Here is a 15,591-nt window from a genome sequence, read left to right as displayed (position 1 = left end):
CAACAGCTCTTTTCACTACTCATCTGAGTTATTAAATTTCGCTAATGCGTAAATACCTTCTTCATCATCTAATTCAAGTTGCAATCTTGCTGCAAATGAATTGACGTTGTATTCTCGATCAAGTAGTAAGCGTAGTGCTTCGATTAAGTTCGCTTGAATTAATATTTGCTGGCGACCATTTACCTCTACTTCTGCAGAGAAACCGTAGTCATCATCATACATTAGTTCAACTGAAACTTCTTCTGGACCAACTTGTCTTTTTTCAGCGATATATATACAAAGCGCATTTATAAGCTCTTGTTCAGAAATTTTTATTGTTTCCATGCTACTTCATCTGCCTTTTTCTTACGTTGATCCTTGAAGTATTTAAATGCACGAACTGCTAACATTACAATACCAGCCATTACTAACATATTTACCATAAACGCTAATACAGAACCAAGAGCTCCCATATTTGCAAATAAGCTACCCATTAGTAAACCACCAAGACCACCTAGTAATAAGCCTTTCATAAAGCCACCTTTATTACTTTTTGGTGCTGTGTTTGTTGCTTTTGTTTTTGAATCTGTTGTCGTTTTTTGTGAATTTACATTAGAATCTTTTTTGTTTAAATCAACTTTTGAATTTTGACCAGAACTTGGTGTATATGATTTTTTACCAGATTTGTAACTTTTCGCTTCCGCGTGATTTACGAACATAAAGCTACTAGCCCCAAAGATAACCATGAATGCTGTCATTACTGCTACAAGTTTTTTCAACATATTATATCCATTCTCCTTTTATATAGATATATGTGAAATCTACCTTTCTTTTAAAACAAGAATGATAGATTTATTTTAAAACCTTTTTAAAGGTTCTTATGAACTTATTATATGAACTTTTGTCGAAATATGCAAGTATTATTTACTTACGACAATAATTCCATAACAAAGGAAAAATTAAGAAAAACGGAATTGACTTTAAATGAAACAAAACATATTATAAGTTCATAAGAACTTTTTATAATTTTGGAGGTGAAAAGATGGAAACATTTCATCTCACACGAAACGAAATGGCAACGCTCCTTCTATCACTTAGAGGATGGAATCCGAAAAAGCCTCTTAGCATTTTACAAGAAGCTTGGGCAAAGTCACATAAAAAAGATATTGAAAGCGGACAAAGCGTTACAGCTTTTATTACAACCGCACTTTCACCTATTTTTGAAAAATTAATTAAAATCGATGATACGGATGTCGGTTTTTCTTTAAATGAAATAGTTGCGCTTGGTAATCAGATTGAAAACACAAGTTTCTCTGTAACTGCAATGCAAAACTGGGTGAAACGAGATATAAAAGAAATGATTGGCTCCCCTCAAAAAGGGAAGAAATACTCAATCGAACAAGCAGCATTACTATTCATTGTCGAAGATTTAAAAACAGCGCTTGATTTTGAATCCATTCGCAAACTATTACGACTCATCGTAAATGACCCGGCCGATCGAAGTGATGATTTAATTAACCCTGTTCATTTATATGTAGCTTATTCTTCTTTATTTGAAGAACTGAATCAAGGGAACTGCTTACAACTAAATGCAACAGATACCATTCATACGATCGAAAATATTGTAAAAGAAAAAGCTGATAAAATCGCAAGCAAGTTTGATCAAATCAATAACGAACAACGCGAAGCAATTCGTAACGCTATTATTATCGCTACCCTATCTGTTCATACCGCATATGTACAAATGTTAGCGAAGCGCTACGTTTCAGCAACGTTATTTTTACAAAATTTAGATGTGAAGCCGTAAAAAATAGAAGCAGAATTGCTTCTATTTTTTTATAACAAAAAGGTATTTAATTTTAAAGACGAAAACAAGCATAACCCTGTCGTATATTGAGAACAGGGTTATGCTTGTTTTCCCTCGATGTAAGATACTTAACAATTTAACAAGAAAGTCGTTTTTAGAGTGCTAGTATCAGTATGTCCAAATTTGATAGACCATTTTCATATACTTCATAGTTTTTGCACCAGAACCGCCAAGGCAAATAATTATTTGCTGGACAGCACAGGAAATATTAATGCATAGCTTCTGCCGAAATCGTCTCACACCCATTGAATAACGCGAACTTTCGGAAACAACTGTTCAAGGCTGTTCGCAATTGTATTGTTTGCTTCACACCGTCCTCGTACCAGATGTTTTTAATAACGAGCGTTCCAGTTTTTCGCTCCGCGATTATCTCGGCTCGTCCAATGAAGTTCTCTCCATATAGTAGAGGCAGTACGTAATAGCCAAATTTTCGTTTGTTTGCAGGCGTGTAAATCTCCCAGGTGTAATCGAAGTCAAACAATTCGCTTATAAGTTTTCTATCCCATATGAAATTATCAAGAGGGGCAATAAGTTCACAACGTAATTTCGGATCTTGATTTTGCAGAACTGCTTCAATAAGCGGTAAATCCTCTGTGAGGCAGTACAACTTATCCTTCGTTTGTTCAACAGCGACAGCAACAATGCGAGATTCGTACAATAGCTGGCGGAAAGCTTCGTTTCGCTGTGTTGCTTTCAACCCCCATATGTTCAACCATGCATCTGATGCACGATTCCATAAGAGACCTACAGAACCAATTCGACGCAGTATCCGCCACTTAAGGTGCTCAAGCTCGTCATCCAGCGGATCTGGTGCATTCAGCAAATCTGGCTGGATGTACCTTTTGGCGATATCGTAATATTTACGCGTTCCTTTTTTATGATGGATAATTAACTCACCCGTTGAATACATCTGTTCCAATACCGAACGAGATGTATTGTTTCCGCCGCTCCAATGGATGGCCGATTGCCAAGAGAAGTCTCCATTCAATTTTAAATCACTTGAACTTAGCACACCGTGATTTTGGATATGATCCCGTACATGCGTTGTCAATACTTCCATTTCGGGATAGTGTTCGGCATGCTGACGGGCGGCTTTCCTGTATCGCTCAAAATACGGCCAATCCTCGACAGGGATAATGGCTAGGTTTTTGTCGGGATAATCTACAAGGCTTCTATCATCATACAACAACTCAGCAAGCATGCCCTTAGTAAATCCCTTGATTCGCGATTGTAGCACTAATTCGGCGTTTTTTCCGCAAACATCGATGGGATCGTATTGAATACAGCTAGCCTGCCGAACAAAGTCCAATACGCCCTGCTTCCCGCTAAATTTATAGTCACCTAAAAGTCCATGTTTTAACAAAAGAAATTGTCGTGCCTGGCGGTTTGTTAATTGAATCATGTGCGTACCTACCTCTAGTTTAGTTTTTTTATTATAGTACAGTGGAAGATGAAGGGGAAAAGCAAAGGAGCAAGAGAAGTTTGTGTACGTCCTCGATGGGGGACTTGGACTTTTTGTTGGTTGGTTTGAGCTCAGTACAATACCGAACTCAACCCAACCAAGCAGTCCCATAATAAAAGTCTAACTTTAAATAATACTACCACCAGGAGAGAACCCTGCCATTATTATATTTCTTTTGTTGGATCCATTACAGGCGGTACTGATAAGCCGGCTTGACGTAATAGTAACATCATCTGGCCGCGGTGATGTGTTTGGTGATCAATTAAGAAACGTAGTACTGCGCCTTTTGTTGGGAGACTCGCAATACCTGTTTCTGTTAGCAAGTCCTCATCTGATAGCTTGGCTACCTCTTGCTTGACTGCCTCTGCTACTTTTTCGTAAGCTACTGTAATTTCTCTTGCTGTCGCTGGAACTGGTTCATTATGATCAATCATTGGTACAGTTAAGCCAGCTAAATGACTAAAATAACCTGCTGTTTCTACCAAATGCCAGCCTAACCAGCCAAGTGCACTATGTCCCTCCACAATACTTTGTCCTAATTTTTCATCTGTTACGGCCTGCAATACTTTAACTGTCCCTTTTACAGATACTGTCCATTCTTTTAAAAAATCCTCCACTTGTCGATACATCCAAACGCCTCCTCTAAAAATCACTTCTTTTTTTAGCATACAAAATATTCATTTTAAAAACAAGAACTAACGTTCTTGTTTTTGTAATCTATCATTTATTCGCACCAGAACCAAAAATATGTATGTCCTTGTTGTTTAATATAGGCCAACCTTCGAAATGCTTTAGTATCGATCAATCGTATGATATCTCTATTGTGAATAGTAATTGGTCCGTAAATAGGATCTGTAAAACGCATAACTTCTCCCCCTTTGTAAATTCAACACTTACATAATTACACAAAATTTTCAGTCTTCTAGTCCTTTCCTTCTCTTTAAATATGAGAAATTTTTAATACTCCTTTCATTCTCTCTTCATGAAAACTCAATTTATATCGTTTACTATAAATACTAGGAAAACTAATACAAGACATACAAAGTATTAAAATGGAAATACATTCATTAAATAAGGTATAATTTGCATATAGTGAACTTTTTATGTTGTTAAATAAAAAGAACTTTTACTTGAAAAAACTTATGAACTAGAAGGTGCAACAATGTTAAGTAGTTTTATTCATTCCGTATTAACATTTTTTGAAGGATTAGGTTATTGGGGCATAATGCTTGGACTTATGATTGAGATTATCCCGAGTGAGATTGTCCTAGCTTATGCAGGTTACTTAGTATCAAATGGAAGTATCTCATTTGTAGGCGCAGTTATATTTGGTACAATTGGCGGCGTTATTGCCCAAGTTTTTGTTTATTGGATTGGGCGATATGGTGGTCGCCCTGTATTAGAACGTTACGGAAAGTATATTTTCATTCATAAAAAACAAATTGATGCTGCTGAAGATTGGTTTAGTCGTTACGGAACTGGCGTAATTTTCACTGCACGTTTCATTCCTGTCGTTCGTCATGCGATATCAATTCCTGCCGGGATTACAAAAATGCCAATTTCACGTTTCATTACATTAACAGGACTTGCGATTATTCCTTGGTCTATCATTTTCATTTATTTAGGTGAAAAACTAGGTGAAAACTGGGAGAATATTAATGAAATTGCTGGACCGTATGTGCAATCTTTCGCTATTAGCGGGGTTGTTCTTATTATTTTATATTTCGTAATAAAAAAGCGGGCAAAAAAACGTAAAAAGCTTGCTTAAATTTTTAATAAAACCGCTATAAATTCATTTAGAATTATAGCGGTTTTTATTAATTCATTCATATTAATGACTTCTAGACATTTTATTAAAACCCTCCAGTTTAAGATTTACATGGATAAATTACAATTCATTTGTAAATTCGTATAGTAACTCAAAAGGAGTGTTTCCCCTATGCATTGGCAGCAAAAAGTACCATACTTAATCGGATACCCTGTTGGTGTTTCTCTCATAAATGGACAAGGAACTTCCGGCGTTTTATGCGGTGTACAAAATAATCAATTATTTGTTTACGAATACCTTTACCAAGCTCAATTTGCAATGAAACATTATGATTTTAGACAAATTCAAGATATACACGCCTTTCCAAATTGCCCGCACCAAAATCCTCTATACTAAAAAACAGACTGTCACATACGTGAAGTCTGTTTTTCCTCTTTCTTTACTTTTGTATGTCTACCCATTTCAAGCTTGTTCCTGGGCCAAATTGATGTACGTATAAATCTTTCACGTATGGTTTTTGTAAGTAAGATAATCCACGCTGGAATACTGGTGCGATTACTGCATCATCAAGGAGCATTTTTTCCGCATCTTGCAATGCCTTCCAACGAGCTTTTTCATCATTACCTAATTCTGTTTTAATCTTTTTAATTAACGCATCATATTCTGGATTTGCATATCCTGTATTATTGACAGTACTTCCCGAAAGGAATACTTCTAAGTAAGTCATTGGATCTGGATAATCAGGTAACCAGCGTGATAACGACATTTCATATTCTTTTTTCTTCTCTAGCGCTAGTTTTTGAGTATGGGGTTGTAATTTCACATTTACTTTTAGCCCTGGTAAGTTTTTCTCAAGCTCTTCTTTAATATACTCTCCTACTTTTTTAAAGTTTTCTAAGTCATAGTTTAAGAATTCTAACGTTACTTCATTTGTTCCCGTCTCTTGCTTTGCTTTTTCCCAATATTCCTTCGCCTGTTTTACGTTCGTCTTATTAAACTCTCCAGCCGTATCTCTAAAATCTTTCTTATCTGGGCCCTTTAAAAATCCTTTCGGAACGTAGTAGTTCGCAGCTACCGATCCATCATTTAAAAACGAAGTCGCAAGTCCCTTCTTATCAAAAACTGTGCTAAGTGCAAGACGTGCGTTTTTATTTTTAAGAATCGGTACATTTTCATTGAAACGGAAGAAATACATAACTGGATCTGTATATTGTTTCAGTTCTTTATTATTTTTATATTTATCTACGAATTCTGTAGAAATGACAGCTCTATCTACTTTATCTGTTTCATATAAATTTACCGCTGTTGAAATTTCTTTAACAATTTGATAGTTTACTTCATCTAACTTCACTTCTTTTTTATCCCAATATTTATCGTTTTTCTTCATTGTAAAACTTGCTTCGTGCTTCCACTCTGATAGTGTAAACGGCCCATTATACACCGCTTTATTTGCCTCTAAACCGTATTTATCACCTTGCTCTTTCGCAAAATTTTCATTAATTGGATAGAACGACGGTAAAATAAGTAGTTTTGTAAAATACGGTACTGGATGTTCTAATTCCACAACAAACGTTTTATCATCTTTTGCTTTCACACCTAATTCTTCTAATCCTAATTGTTTCTTATTTATCTTTTCCGCATTTTTCACATCGTACGCAATATATGCATATTGAGAGGCAGTATCTGGATTAATAAGTTGCTTCCAAGCATATACGTAATCATGAGCTGTTACTGGATCGCCGTTAGACCATTTCGCATCACGTAAGTGGAATGTATAAGTCTTTCCGTCTTTACTCACTTCATATTTCTGTGCCCCAGCCTGGATCACTTCATCATTTTTCGATAAACGGAATAACCCTTCCATTACGTTATTCAAAACGTTAAACGATACGGCGTCTGTTACTTTCCCTGAATTTAATGATGGAATTTCACCCGTTTCTAGTAGCTGTAATACTTTCTTCTCATCTTTCGGCTTTGTAGTTGTTTTTTCTTTTGCACAGCCAACTAAAAATGAAGAAACTAATAGAGTACTAACTAATGAATAGCGAACTACCTTTTCCATTTCAAAACCCCCTCTATTTTTTAAGGTAAGTAACGACGAGAACCAGCGTATTCTTCTATATATCCTGGTGTATTTAGCGGTATAATTTCTACCGATCTTTCAGCTTTTGGAGAGTGAATCATATTTCCATCACCAATATACATTCCAACGTGATGAACACTACCTTTTCCTTGATTATGTGCAAAGAATATTAAATCGCCCTTTTGTAGGTTTTCTTTATCAACCGCAATTCCTGCTTTTGATTGTGGCCCAGAATCCCGCGGTATGGTAATGCCATGTGATTTATAAATCGTATGTGTAAATCCAGAGCAATCAAATCCAAAACCACTTGTACCAGCCCATATATATGGTAATCCTAAAAACATTTTTCCGGTGTTTATTAAATCATCAGCGGTTGGAGTCGGAATATCATTTTGAGAATGGTAAACAGTTCCATCATTTTTCCGTAGCCACGCCTTCTGACCATTTGGCAACAATACGCGGTATGAGATCGTATCTTCACTTAATAGCGGTAAACGCGTATTATAGCTGACTTCAAGCGATTTATGTTTTTCAGAAGGGTTAATATATACAATTGCTGTCGGTTTCGTTACTAATACAAAAGGTTCGTTTGTTTTATCTGCAAATTCCTGATTATACGTTAATTGTTTTTCGGGCATCCACCCCGGGTAACCTACTTCGTTTCGTGGTGTTGGCTGACCATGGACTAACACTTTCACCCAGTCACCTTTCTTATCAACAACCGTTACTTCTTGACCGAGTAGCGCTTGTGTTTCTAATTTATTTGCGTTTGTTAACCAAAGCTTCTCATCAAGCGTCATTGATTTCGTCCACTTCCACAAATCAACTGGATTTGTGGCGCTCGGTGCATCAATTGGTCGTAATGAATCAGGCGCAGTCCAAAGCGTTGCTGCAGATACATCTATAAATGCTTTATTATCCTTCATCTCTTCAGCATTTGCCGATGTAAACGATGAAAAAATAAATAAAGTTGTTAAAAATGCAGTTCCTACTTTTTTCATATATATCCCCCTTAAAAGATAGTTTACTAGGTACTACTTCTAAGATTGTATATTCACTACAGAATGCAGGTTTACCTTTGGGCCAGTGTAAGTCATTCCTTCTGGCTCTTCTACTAACCATAACGGTGCATCAAGATCAAAGTAATGAATGTTCGGATGAGCCGCAGCTAAATGTGCAACAGCACTAACTGAAAGTGAAGATTCCATCATACTTCCAACCATACATTTCACACCTGCTGCTTCTGCTATATCTGCAATACGCCAGGCTTCTCGAATACCACCGCATTTCATTAACTTAATATTAAGTAGGTCTGCATATCCTCCTTGGACAATCTTTAATGCGTCGCTTGCCGAAAACATACTTTCATCTGCCATAATAGGCGTTTGTACATTGTCCTTCACGTACTTTAATCCTTCCCAATCTTTCGCATGAACTGGTTGTTCTACAAATTCTATATTTAAATTTCTATTCTCCATTTCTCTAATAATAGAAACAGCCTCTTTCGGTTTCCATCCTTGATTTGCATCTAAACGTAACGTCGTATTCTTTGGCACTACATTTCGAATTGCCTCTATGCGTTCCAAATCTAAATGTGCCTCTTTACCCACCTTAATTTTTAATGTTTGGAATCCCTTTTCAATATGCTTTTTCGCTTCTTTTGCCATTAATAAAGGTTCATCCACACTTACTGTAATATCAGTATAAATCTCTTTCTTTCCACCTAGTAATGCGTATAACGGTATGTTGTGAAATTGACAATACACATCGTATAAAGCCATATCTACCGCCGCTTTTGCACTTGTATTTCCTATACAACTCATTTGAATGTGTAACAATAACGTTTGAAATTGCAGTACATCTTTTTCAACTAATACAGAACGAATTGGTCCTAATATTGCTTCCTCCATCCCGTTGGCAAAATCACCTGTAATAACCGGCGTTGCTGCAGCAGCTCCTCTTCCAACAATTCCTTCATCTGTATGAATAAACACATCTATACTTTCGATTTCCGTTACAGTACGAAGCGCTGTTTTAAACGGTGTATGAAGCTTTACATGTCGGCGGTTTACCTTCACATCGGTAATTTTCATTTTGTTCATCCTTTCGTTGTTTATAGAGTGATACTTTAATACACGGGAGACTTTATTCTGCCCGTTAATGCGAAACAAAAAAATCCAGCCATAAGAAGATTCTTACGGCTGGATTTTGTCTATGAATGGGTAGACAAAGCAGCAATCTGATTATATTTTTTCTGTGCATCCTTTAGCGCTACAAGTAGCGCCTTTTGAGACGAACCGAAGTATCGATTTTTTATTTCTGTTACTAATGCTGGGTCATTAATATTTTTATGTAGAAACAAATATTTAACAAATTGAGATGTTAATGCAATTGTCGCTGAGCAATCTGCATCTACAATTTCCCCTGTATCCTTCTCAAGTACAAATGCTACAAAATAACTTTTGAACTTTTCGGTAATGGGATTATTTTGAGGTGCTTTCGCATCCCCTACGACGTAAATTGTATTTGAAGCGTACACAGCTATCTTCCTTTCTTATACGAGGATAACGGTTTTCTTAACAGACGTATAAGCTGTTAACTCAACGTTGATCAAAAAATGTATCCGCTTACCTTGTATTATATACAATTGACAGAATTTTAACAATATTTATTTTGACATATATTCCATAATTATGGAAATCTCTTAAAACAATTAAAAATGGCTCAAACTTCTCATTTTTACAATATGTCATTGCTCCTTGTACCATGACATTCACACTACAAACACCTTTTCCCTCATACATCAAAAAACAGTTAGCTATCGCTAACTGTTCCACCACTTCACTTTGGCAATACGAATATTGTTTCGTTTGACTTAGAAAATTGATACTCTTTTCTCGCAAACTTTAAAATTTCTTCTTCATTATCGGCTAAATTCTCAATGTTAGTCTTTAAAGAACCTTGATCTTTCTTTAAAGAAACTAATTGTTTCTTTTGATTTGTTATTGTATTTTTTTTGCCATTAATTACTTCTTGTTGTTTCGTTAAAATATATTGAACGTACAAAGTAGTTACAGCAATAAAAATGAACATGAAAATAAAACGCCTTAACTTCTTCTTATTTATAGTTCGATTGTCGTTAGGCTGTGATAGTTGCTCTGGTATATTAGGAACATTGATTCTTTTGAGTTTCCTCATTTTCAAATCCCCCTAACCCATATTTTTTCACTACCATCGGCACGATCTCTTACTAACATAAATTCTATTTCTATAAAATAAGCTCCTTCACAAAAAAATCTCACAAATTAACCAATTAGAGATAGCGTTCGACGACATCTCTGTATTTAAAATGAGAATTTTTATTTATGCTGCTATAAAATAGTAGTTTATGTTATTATTTTCCCCCAATTGTAGAAAACATTTTTACACATATAAATTCTAGTTTTGCATACCGATGTTATAACATGCTTACAAGGAGGAAAAATGATGCACTACCGCACATTGGGTAAAACTGGAATTACTGTTTCTGAAATTGGCTTTGGAGCGTGGGCGATTGGCGGCGATGAATGGGGTCCTGTTAACGACAAACAATCTATAACCGCTATGAAGAAAGCAATTGAATGCGGCGTAAACTTTATTGATACTGCTGATGTATACGGATTAGGACATAGTGAAAGGTTAGTAACTCAAGCGATAAGAGAGCACCGTAATAATATCGTTTTATCAACGAAAGGTGGTTTAATTGGACATCACTATGATCCAAGTGGAAAGCCTGTTTATAATACTGCCGAAAAAGTGATCGCAGTATTTGAAACTAGCTTACTGCGCCTAGAAACAGATTATATTGATGTTTATTTCTGTCACATTTGGTGGGATAAACAAGAAGAAACAGAAGCATTTTTACGCGCATTTGAAATATTAAAACGGGACGGAAAAGTAAGAGCTGTTGGTGTTTCAACTCACGACCTACAATATATAAAACACTTCAATAAAAACGATGAAATTGATGTTGTGCAACTTGATTACAACATATTAAACCGAAAACCAGAAAACGACATACTGCCCTACCTACAAGAGAACAATTTAGGAGCTGTTATACGCGGACCTTTAAAAATGGGGATATTAACTGGAAAGTTTACAAATAAAACAACTTTTCCTGATGGAGATTTACGCAAAGAATGGCCAAAAGAAAAGTGGTTTCAAGAAGATTTACAAAAAGTAGAAAAATTAAGGTTACTCTCAAATAAAAATCAGACATTAGGACAACTTGCACTTCGCTACGTCCTCTCCCATCCAGCAGTATCGGTCGCAATTCCTGGCGCAAAAACAGAAACACAAGCGAAAGAAAATGCAGATGCAACTACCCGTCCGATCCTTACAGATGAGGAATTAGCGTATATTCAGTCAATATAAAACAAGACCAGCAGTTGGATTTTTCCAACTGCTGGTCTTGTTTTACTTTTAATATTGTAAATCAATATCATATTCCATTCTCTTCGCTGTTTCTTCAGCAACCCGAGCACCTAACAAATTTTTCACAATATGAAATGACATATTAATTCCGGCTGAAATTCCACCAGACGTAATAATATGCCCCTCATCTACAAACTTTACATTTTCTAATACTTCAATATTCGGAAAATCATTTCTAAAACTTTCAATACTTGCCCAATGTGTTGTCGCTTTGAAGCCATCGAGTAATCCAGCTTTCGCAAGTAAAAGCGCACCGGTACAAACAGAAGTCATTAACTTTACTTCTTTCATTTGCTCGCGGATCCAATTTGTTATTATTTCATTTTTCATTTCGTTTTCTCTAACACCTAACCCACCAGGAATAATTAAAATATCAACTGGAGGCAAGTTTTCGATACTATAGTCCGGTTGTACCTTTAATCCATTTCTCGCTGTAATCATTTCTCCATCTTGACTAACAGTATGAACTGTAAATGGTTGACCTTCACTTGTTGCTGTAACGGAAAAGACTTCAAATGGGCCCGCAAAATCTAACACTTCCACTTCCTTAAAAAGAAAAATCCCTACATTCCAGTGGCTAATCAAAAGCTCACTTCCTCTTGCAAATGATGTAATAGGGATTCATGCCCTTTTTCTAAAGCAATATCATATGCGGTTTTCCCATCATTTTTCTTAATCATTTTATTAGCACCATTTTCAAGAAGTAATATAATGATTTCTTCATCTCCTAATAACGCTGCTTCATGAAGTCCTGTCCAGCCACCACTTTGCACAGCATTCACATCTGATCCCTTTTCAATTAAGAAAGCTACAAGCTCGCTTTGCTTATTCGCAATTGCTGCTTGAAGAGGTGTATTTTCATTTTCGTTTTTTGCTCTAATATGTATTTCTGCTCCCTGTTCTAAAAAGAAACTTGCAATTTCTTTCTGTCCAAAATAAGCAGCTAAGTGAAGCGGTGTCCATCCATCTTCACTAAATGAGTTAACAACACTTGGATCCGTATTAATGATTTCTACTACCTTTTCTTTTTCCCCGCTTATGACCGCTTGTAATATTGATATGATTTGTTCCATAATGAACCTCCATGTATACAAATATTAAATACCCCTTAATAAATTCCATTAATAATCATATGTTCCTTTCTAAATAATCAAGTTTACATAATAATATTATTTTTATAATTCGTTATTCTAATAAAAAAACAACCCACTCTTGAGTAGATTGTTTTTGAATTTCATTTTTATAATTGTTTTAAAAAATTATCATTTTCACTTGCAACTAATTAACATTAATAAAAATGAAATGAAATTATATATTTAGCAGCCATGAACTCTTAACATATCGAAACCGGCTATTTACTTAAATCAATAGTTTTTTATCATTTGAAAACCAAAATGAATTTTATCCTTACATTTGAAAAATACATATGTAGCAAGCGTCTATAACGGTACTCTTATCATACTAATCTATAACAATTCTGCCTTCTTCCCTTACCTGTATCCTTTAAAACATAAGACTTTAAAACGAGTGCTGTTAGTGAATCTGTTAATGTTTTATATGATAAATTTGAAAGAGCTAATAGATCGTTCGTATATAACATTCTATGCTTCTCTAATAATAATAGTACTAATCGTTCTGACGGTTTTAATGTTTCATCACTTTCTAGTATAAAATCTATATTTTTCATATTCCCTACTTCTTACTCCTTATATAAAAAAATGATTTTAGTAGTTGTTTAATATAAAAATACTACATAACAAATTTGAAGATATATCGAAATAACATAACGCCCAAACGCTTTTATACTATAACATAAAAAAGACATTTCCCCAAATTGAAAATGCCTTTTTATATCTACTTCTCTTTTTTATATAATTGATATGATTGTTCTAGCCCTTTATTATATTTCGTATTATTATCTGTCCATTCTCCCCCCAAGTTTCCTGGCCACCCTGATGTATTAGCAACATATTTAAGCAACTCCCAATCCTGCAGTCCTTTTTTCACACCACGCTCATACGATTTGACCATACTTGAAATTGCTATCGTTGTATTTATACGTGAATCTACTAAACTCTCTTCCGATAATTGTGCTGGTGCTAATCCACCACGATGTAATTGGAATAATCCGAAAGATGTTCCGTTATCTCCTATTGCTTTTCGGTTAAATTTTGTTTCATGATCCGCAATTGATAATGGTATCCAATCTGGAATATCATACCTCTTTGCAACTTCACTAATTACTTGTTTATTATTTTTAATTTCTTTCTGCTTTTCATAGTTGGTATGAATTACATAACTTAAGGTAAATAACGTAAGTAATATAAATATATATTGTAACGCTTTTTTCATCATTTCATCTCCTGATTTGTGTATGTTTCACTTTCTATATACACTATAAGACTTTTATGTGACATTCATTTGACAAAATGATATTAATGATACATAAGCTGTTACAATTTTAACTATCAATCTAAAAACTACAATTCTTCTAAAAGACTCCTTCAACACATAAAAACAATCAGTCTTTCATGTATAGTACATGAAAGGCTGATTGTTTTTCACTACACTTTTTTATGTATACAGTATATCCCTGCTATAATAAAACAAATTGAAATTACCGATAAAATTGTACCCTGGATTTCATAAAATGCAGTAAAGAATTTTCCGCTTGGTCTATCCCAAATTTCTAATGAACCGGCGTAAATTGCGGAAGTTATATATGTAAGACCGAATAGGAGAACTCCCGAAAGAACATAGGTTACTCCACTATTTTTCATTATTAGCTCACCTCCATTAATTTTATTTGTGAATAAAACAAAAAAGACCTTTATACGTTAAAGATCTTTTCATCTTATTTTTGTTACAAAAAACGCCAGAATCTAAAACAAAAACTTACTTTATGATAGATATTTCTATATATAAATTAAAGACTACAAGCATCTTCTCGATTAACATTTTTCACATTAAATATCTCTTGCAATATGAGGTTTACTATAATGGCTTGTTCCACCACCGCCTACTATTACTTTACCGCCTTTTTCAAAGATTAATAATTTTCTTGAACCATCAGAAAGTAAAACTACTACTTCCGCATTGTCACTTGTAGCCGTATATATTACATATCCACTTTTCGAAATACAAGTTGCCCAATTCTCATCAAATTCCGATCTTAATACTCGATTAGAATACACTTGATTTTCAATTCTTCCTGGCTGTTCGTTTTCCAAATTCTTCTTACCTTCCTTCTGAAGTTGTCATTTATATATAAATGACGGTTTCTCAATAAATTAGTGACCGTCCTTAATATAAATAGTATATGTGTTTATTAAGAAAAAGCTTGGACAATGAAAACGTAACAGCATTTAAGTATTTTATAATCGAAATTTCTCCTTAATCATTACAGCTACTTCTTTAGCACTCAAATGAGTATTATTAATTTTTATGTACTCTTCTTTTTCGATTTCACCATGAAGAGAGTTTAATCTATGTTTTTTCATCGTTTCTTTTAAATTTTTTTCGGACCATTTAATATCTCTTTTTTTCGGTTTATGTTCTAATCTATGGGGACTTTTATTACGCTCTAATCTTTCAGCAATTTCTGCTTCAAGTTCTACAAAATATACTGCTGCGCCTTTTGATTCAAAAATGCTTACTACATGATTTATATACTCCCAATCAGATTGAAGGTCAAATGCCCATACATATGTAAAAATCATTCCGTATAAATCACTTTTAGACACTTCTTCAAGTATTTCATTACGAAACAAACTTACTAATCTTTTTGCTTCCTTTGTACTGTAATCAAAAAATGGACTTATTAAATCAATGGTCATGTGATTATGAAAAATTTTCAAATCTGTTAGTTTCGCTAATTCTTGTCCAACTGTCATTTTCCCGACTGCTTGTGGGCCAAATATTAAGATGAATTTCATTTGTTTTCCTCCGATCTTTCTCTA

21 protein-coding genes and 1 pseudogene are annotated in these 15,591 nt (G+C 34.6%); 4 read left to right on the top strand and 18 right to left on the bottom strand.

The window, feature by feature from the left end:
* Positions 1–15: 15 nt before the first annotated feature.
* Together ACE38F_RS14490 and ACE38F_RS14485 are read right to left on the bottom strand one after the other, a co-directional pair.
* A complete protein-coding gene (locus ACE38F_RS14490; protein ID WP_002110338.1) occupies positions 16–324 on the bottom strand; it encodes a YxcD family protein in 309 nt (102 codons plus the stop codon).
* Positions 312–761 (bottom strand): hypothetical protein, encoded by a 450-nt coding sequence (locus ACE38F_RS14485; RefSeq protein WP_002012966.1) that lies wholly within the window; start codon positions 759–761, stop codon positions 312–314. Before ACE38F_RS14485 ends, ACE38F_RS14490 begins: the two co-directional genes overlap by 13 nt.
* A gap of 260 nt (positions 762–1,021) precedes the next feature.
* Here ACE38F_RS14485 and ACE38F_RS14480 point away from each other — a divergent pair, with 260 nt between their 5' ends.
* Complete coding sequence (locus tag ACE38F_RS14480) at positions 1,022–1,786, top strand: DUF1836 domain-containing protein (RefSeq protein ID WP_002110340.1); 765 nt, start codon at positions 1,022–1,024, stop codon at positions 1,784–1,786.
* Positions 1,787–2,054: 268 nt separating this feature from the next.
* On the opposite strand, the gene ACE38F_RS14475 is transcribed toward ACE38F_RS14480, so the two are convergent.
* From ACE38F_RS14475 to ACE38F_RS14465, 3 genes and pseudogenes are all read right to left on the bottom strand, one after another.
* Positions 2,055–3,248 (bottom strand): winged helix-turn-helix domain-containing protein, encoded by a 1,194-nt coding sequence (locus ACE38F_RS14475; protein ID WP_375368923.1) that lies wholly within the window; start codon positions 3,246–3,248, stop codon positions 2,055–2,057.
* Between the two features lie 224 nt (positions 3,249–3,472).
* The gene (locus tag ACE38F_RS14470; RefSeq protein ID WP_375368922.1) at positions 3,473–3,937 is read right to left on the bottom strand and encodes a DinB family protein; all 465 of its coding nucleotides are present in this window, start codon (positions 3,935–3,937) and stop codon (positions 3,473–3,475) included.
* Positions 3,938–4,050: 113 nt separating this feature from the next.
* Positions 4,051–4,173, bottom strand: a pseudogene (locus ACE38F_RS14465) (HD domain-containing protein); the annotation flags it as partial.
* 297 nt (positions 4,174–4,470) lie between these two features.
* Here ACE38F_RS14465 and uptA point away from each other — a divergent pair.
* Positions 4,471–5,076, top strand: a complete 606-nt coding sequence (gene uptA / locus ACE38F_RS14460; RefSeq protein WP_215553347.1) for an undecaprenyl phosphate transporter UptA — start codon at positions 4,471–4,473, stop codon at positions 5,074–5,076.
* Between the two features lie 171 nt (positions 5,077–5,247).
* A complete protein-coding gene (locus ACE38F_RS14455) occupies positions 5,248–5,472 on the top strand; it encodes a hypothetical protein (protein WP_215553348.1) in 225 nt (74 codons plus the stop codon).
* 43 nt (positions 5,473–5,515) lie between these two features.
* On the opposite strand, the gene ACE38F_RS14450 is transcribed toward ACE38F_RS14455, so the two are convergent.
* The 6 genes from ACE38F_RS14450 to ACE38F_RS14425 form a co-directional block, all read right to left on the bottom strand.
* On the bottom strand, positions 5,516–7,138 hold the full coding sequence (locus ACE38F_RS14450) for a peptide ABC transporter substrate-binding protein (RefSeq protein WP_375368921.1): 1,623 nt from the start codon (positions 7,136–7,138) through the stop codon (positions 5,516–5,518).
* 20 nt (positions 7,139–7,158) lie between these two features.
* Entirely contained in the window at positions 7,159–8,160 is a 1,002-nt protein-coding gene (locus tag ACE38F_RS14445; RefSeq protein WP_375368920.1) for a C40 family peptidase, read from the bottom strand.
* Between the two features lie 39 nt (positions 8,161–8,199).
* On the bottom strand, positions 8,200–9,261 hold the full coding sequence (locus tag ACE38F_RS14440) for a dipeptide epimerase (RefSeq protein ID WP_195743350.1): 1,062 nt from the start codon (positions 9,259–9,261) through the stop codon (positions 8,200–8,202).
* A 110-nt stretch (positions 9,262–9,371) separates the two neighbouring features.
* Positions 9,372–9,698: a DUF3870 domain-containing protein gene (locus tag ACE38F_RS14435; RefSeq protein WP_002012954.1), complete on the bottom strand. Its 327-nt coding sequence runs from the start codon at positions 9,696–9,698 to the stop codon at positions 9,372–9,374.
* A gap of 88 nt (positions 9,699–9,786) precedes the next feature.
* A complete protein-coding gene (locus ACE38F_RS14430; protein ID WP_341306544.1) occupies positions 9,787–10,062 on the bottom strand; it encodes a hypothetical protein in 276 nt (91 codons plus the stop codon).
* Positions 10,001–10,357, bottom strand: a complete 357-nt coding sequence (locus tag ACE38F_RS14425) for an FtsB family cell division protein (RefSeq protein ID WP_215553353.1) — start codon at positions 10,355–10,357, stop codon at positions 10,001–10,003. The genes ACE38F_RS14430 and ACE38F_RS14425 overlap by 62 nt, the downstream gene beginning before the upstream one ends.
* 288 nt (positions 10,358–10,645) lie before the next feature.
* On the opposite strand from ACE38F_RS14425, the gene ACE38F_RS14420 reads away from it, so the two are divergent.
* The gene (locus ACE38F_RS14420; protein WP_375368919.1) at positions 10,646–11,572 is read left to right on the top strand and encodes an aldo/keto reductase; all 927 of its coding nucleotides are present in this window, start codon (positions 10,646–10,648) and stop codon (positions 11,570–11,572) included.
* A 48-nt stretch (positions 11,573–11,620) separates the two neighbouring features.
* On the opposite strand, the gene ACE38F_RS14415 is transcribed toward ACE38F_RS14420, so the two are convergent.
* The 7 genes from ACE38F_RS14415 to ACE38F_RS14385 form a co-directional block, all read right to left on the bottom strand.
* Positions 11,621–12,217: a DJ-1/PfpI family protein gene (locus tag ACE38F_RS14415; protein WP_016105111.1), complete on the bottom strand. Its 597-nt coding sequence runs from the start codon at positions 12,215–12,217 to the stop codon at positions 11,621–11,623.
* Positions 12,214–12,705, bottom strand: coding sequence for an ankyrin repeat domain-containing protein (locus tag ACE38F_RS14410; protein ID WP_002161472.1), 492 nt, complete (start codon positions 12,703–12,705; stop codon positions 12,214–12,216). The genes ACE38F_RS14415 and ACE38F_RS14410 overlap by 4 nt, the downstream gene beginning before the upstream one ends.
* Positions 12,706–13,088: 383 nt before the next feature.
* Positions 13,089–13,319, bottom strand: coding sequence for a hypothetical protein (locus ACE38F_RS14405; RefSeq protein WP_000789035.1), 231 nt, complete (start codon positions 13,317–13,319; stop codon positions 13,089–13,091).
* 167 nt (positions 13,320–13,486) lie between these two features.
* Complete coding sequence (locus ACE38F_RS14400; RefSeq protein WP_375368918.1) at positions 13,487–13,987, bottom strand: lysozyme family protein; 501 nt, start codon at positions 13,985–13,987, stop codon at positions 13,487–13,489.
* Positions 13,988–14,196: 209 nt separating this feature from the next.
* On the bottom strand, positions 14,197–14,412 hold the full coding sequence (locus tag ACE38F_RS14395) for a hypothetical protein (protein ID WP_078174664.1): 216 nt from the start codon (positions 14,410–14,412) through the stop codon (positions 14,197–14,199).
* A 186-nt stretch (positions 14,413–14,598) separates the two neighbouring features.
* Positions 14,599–14,862: a hypothetical protein gene (locus ACE38F_RS14390; RefSeq protein WP_002110358.1), complete on the bottom strand. Its 264-nt coding sequence runs from the start codon at positions 14,860–14,862 to the stop codon at positions 14,599–14,601.
* Positions 14,863–15,006: 144 nt separating this feature from the next.
* Positions 15,007–15,567, bottom strand: coding sequence for an AAA family ATPase (locus tag ACE38F_RS14385; RefSeq protein WP_375368917.1), 561 nt, complete (start codon positions 15,565–15,567; stop codon positions 15,007–15,009).
* Between the last annotated feature and the right edge of the window lie 24 nt (positions 15,568–15,591).

The organism is Bacillus altaicus (genome assembly GCF_042136375.2).
GTDB lineage: Bacteria > Bacillota > Bacilli > Bacillales > Bacillaceae_G > Bacillus_A > Bacillus_A cereus_U.
This window is presented reverse-complemented; position numbering and strand designations above follow the sequence as displayed.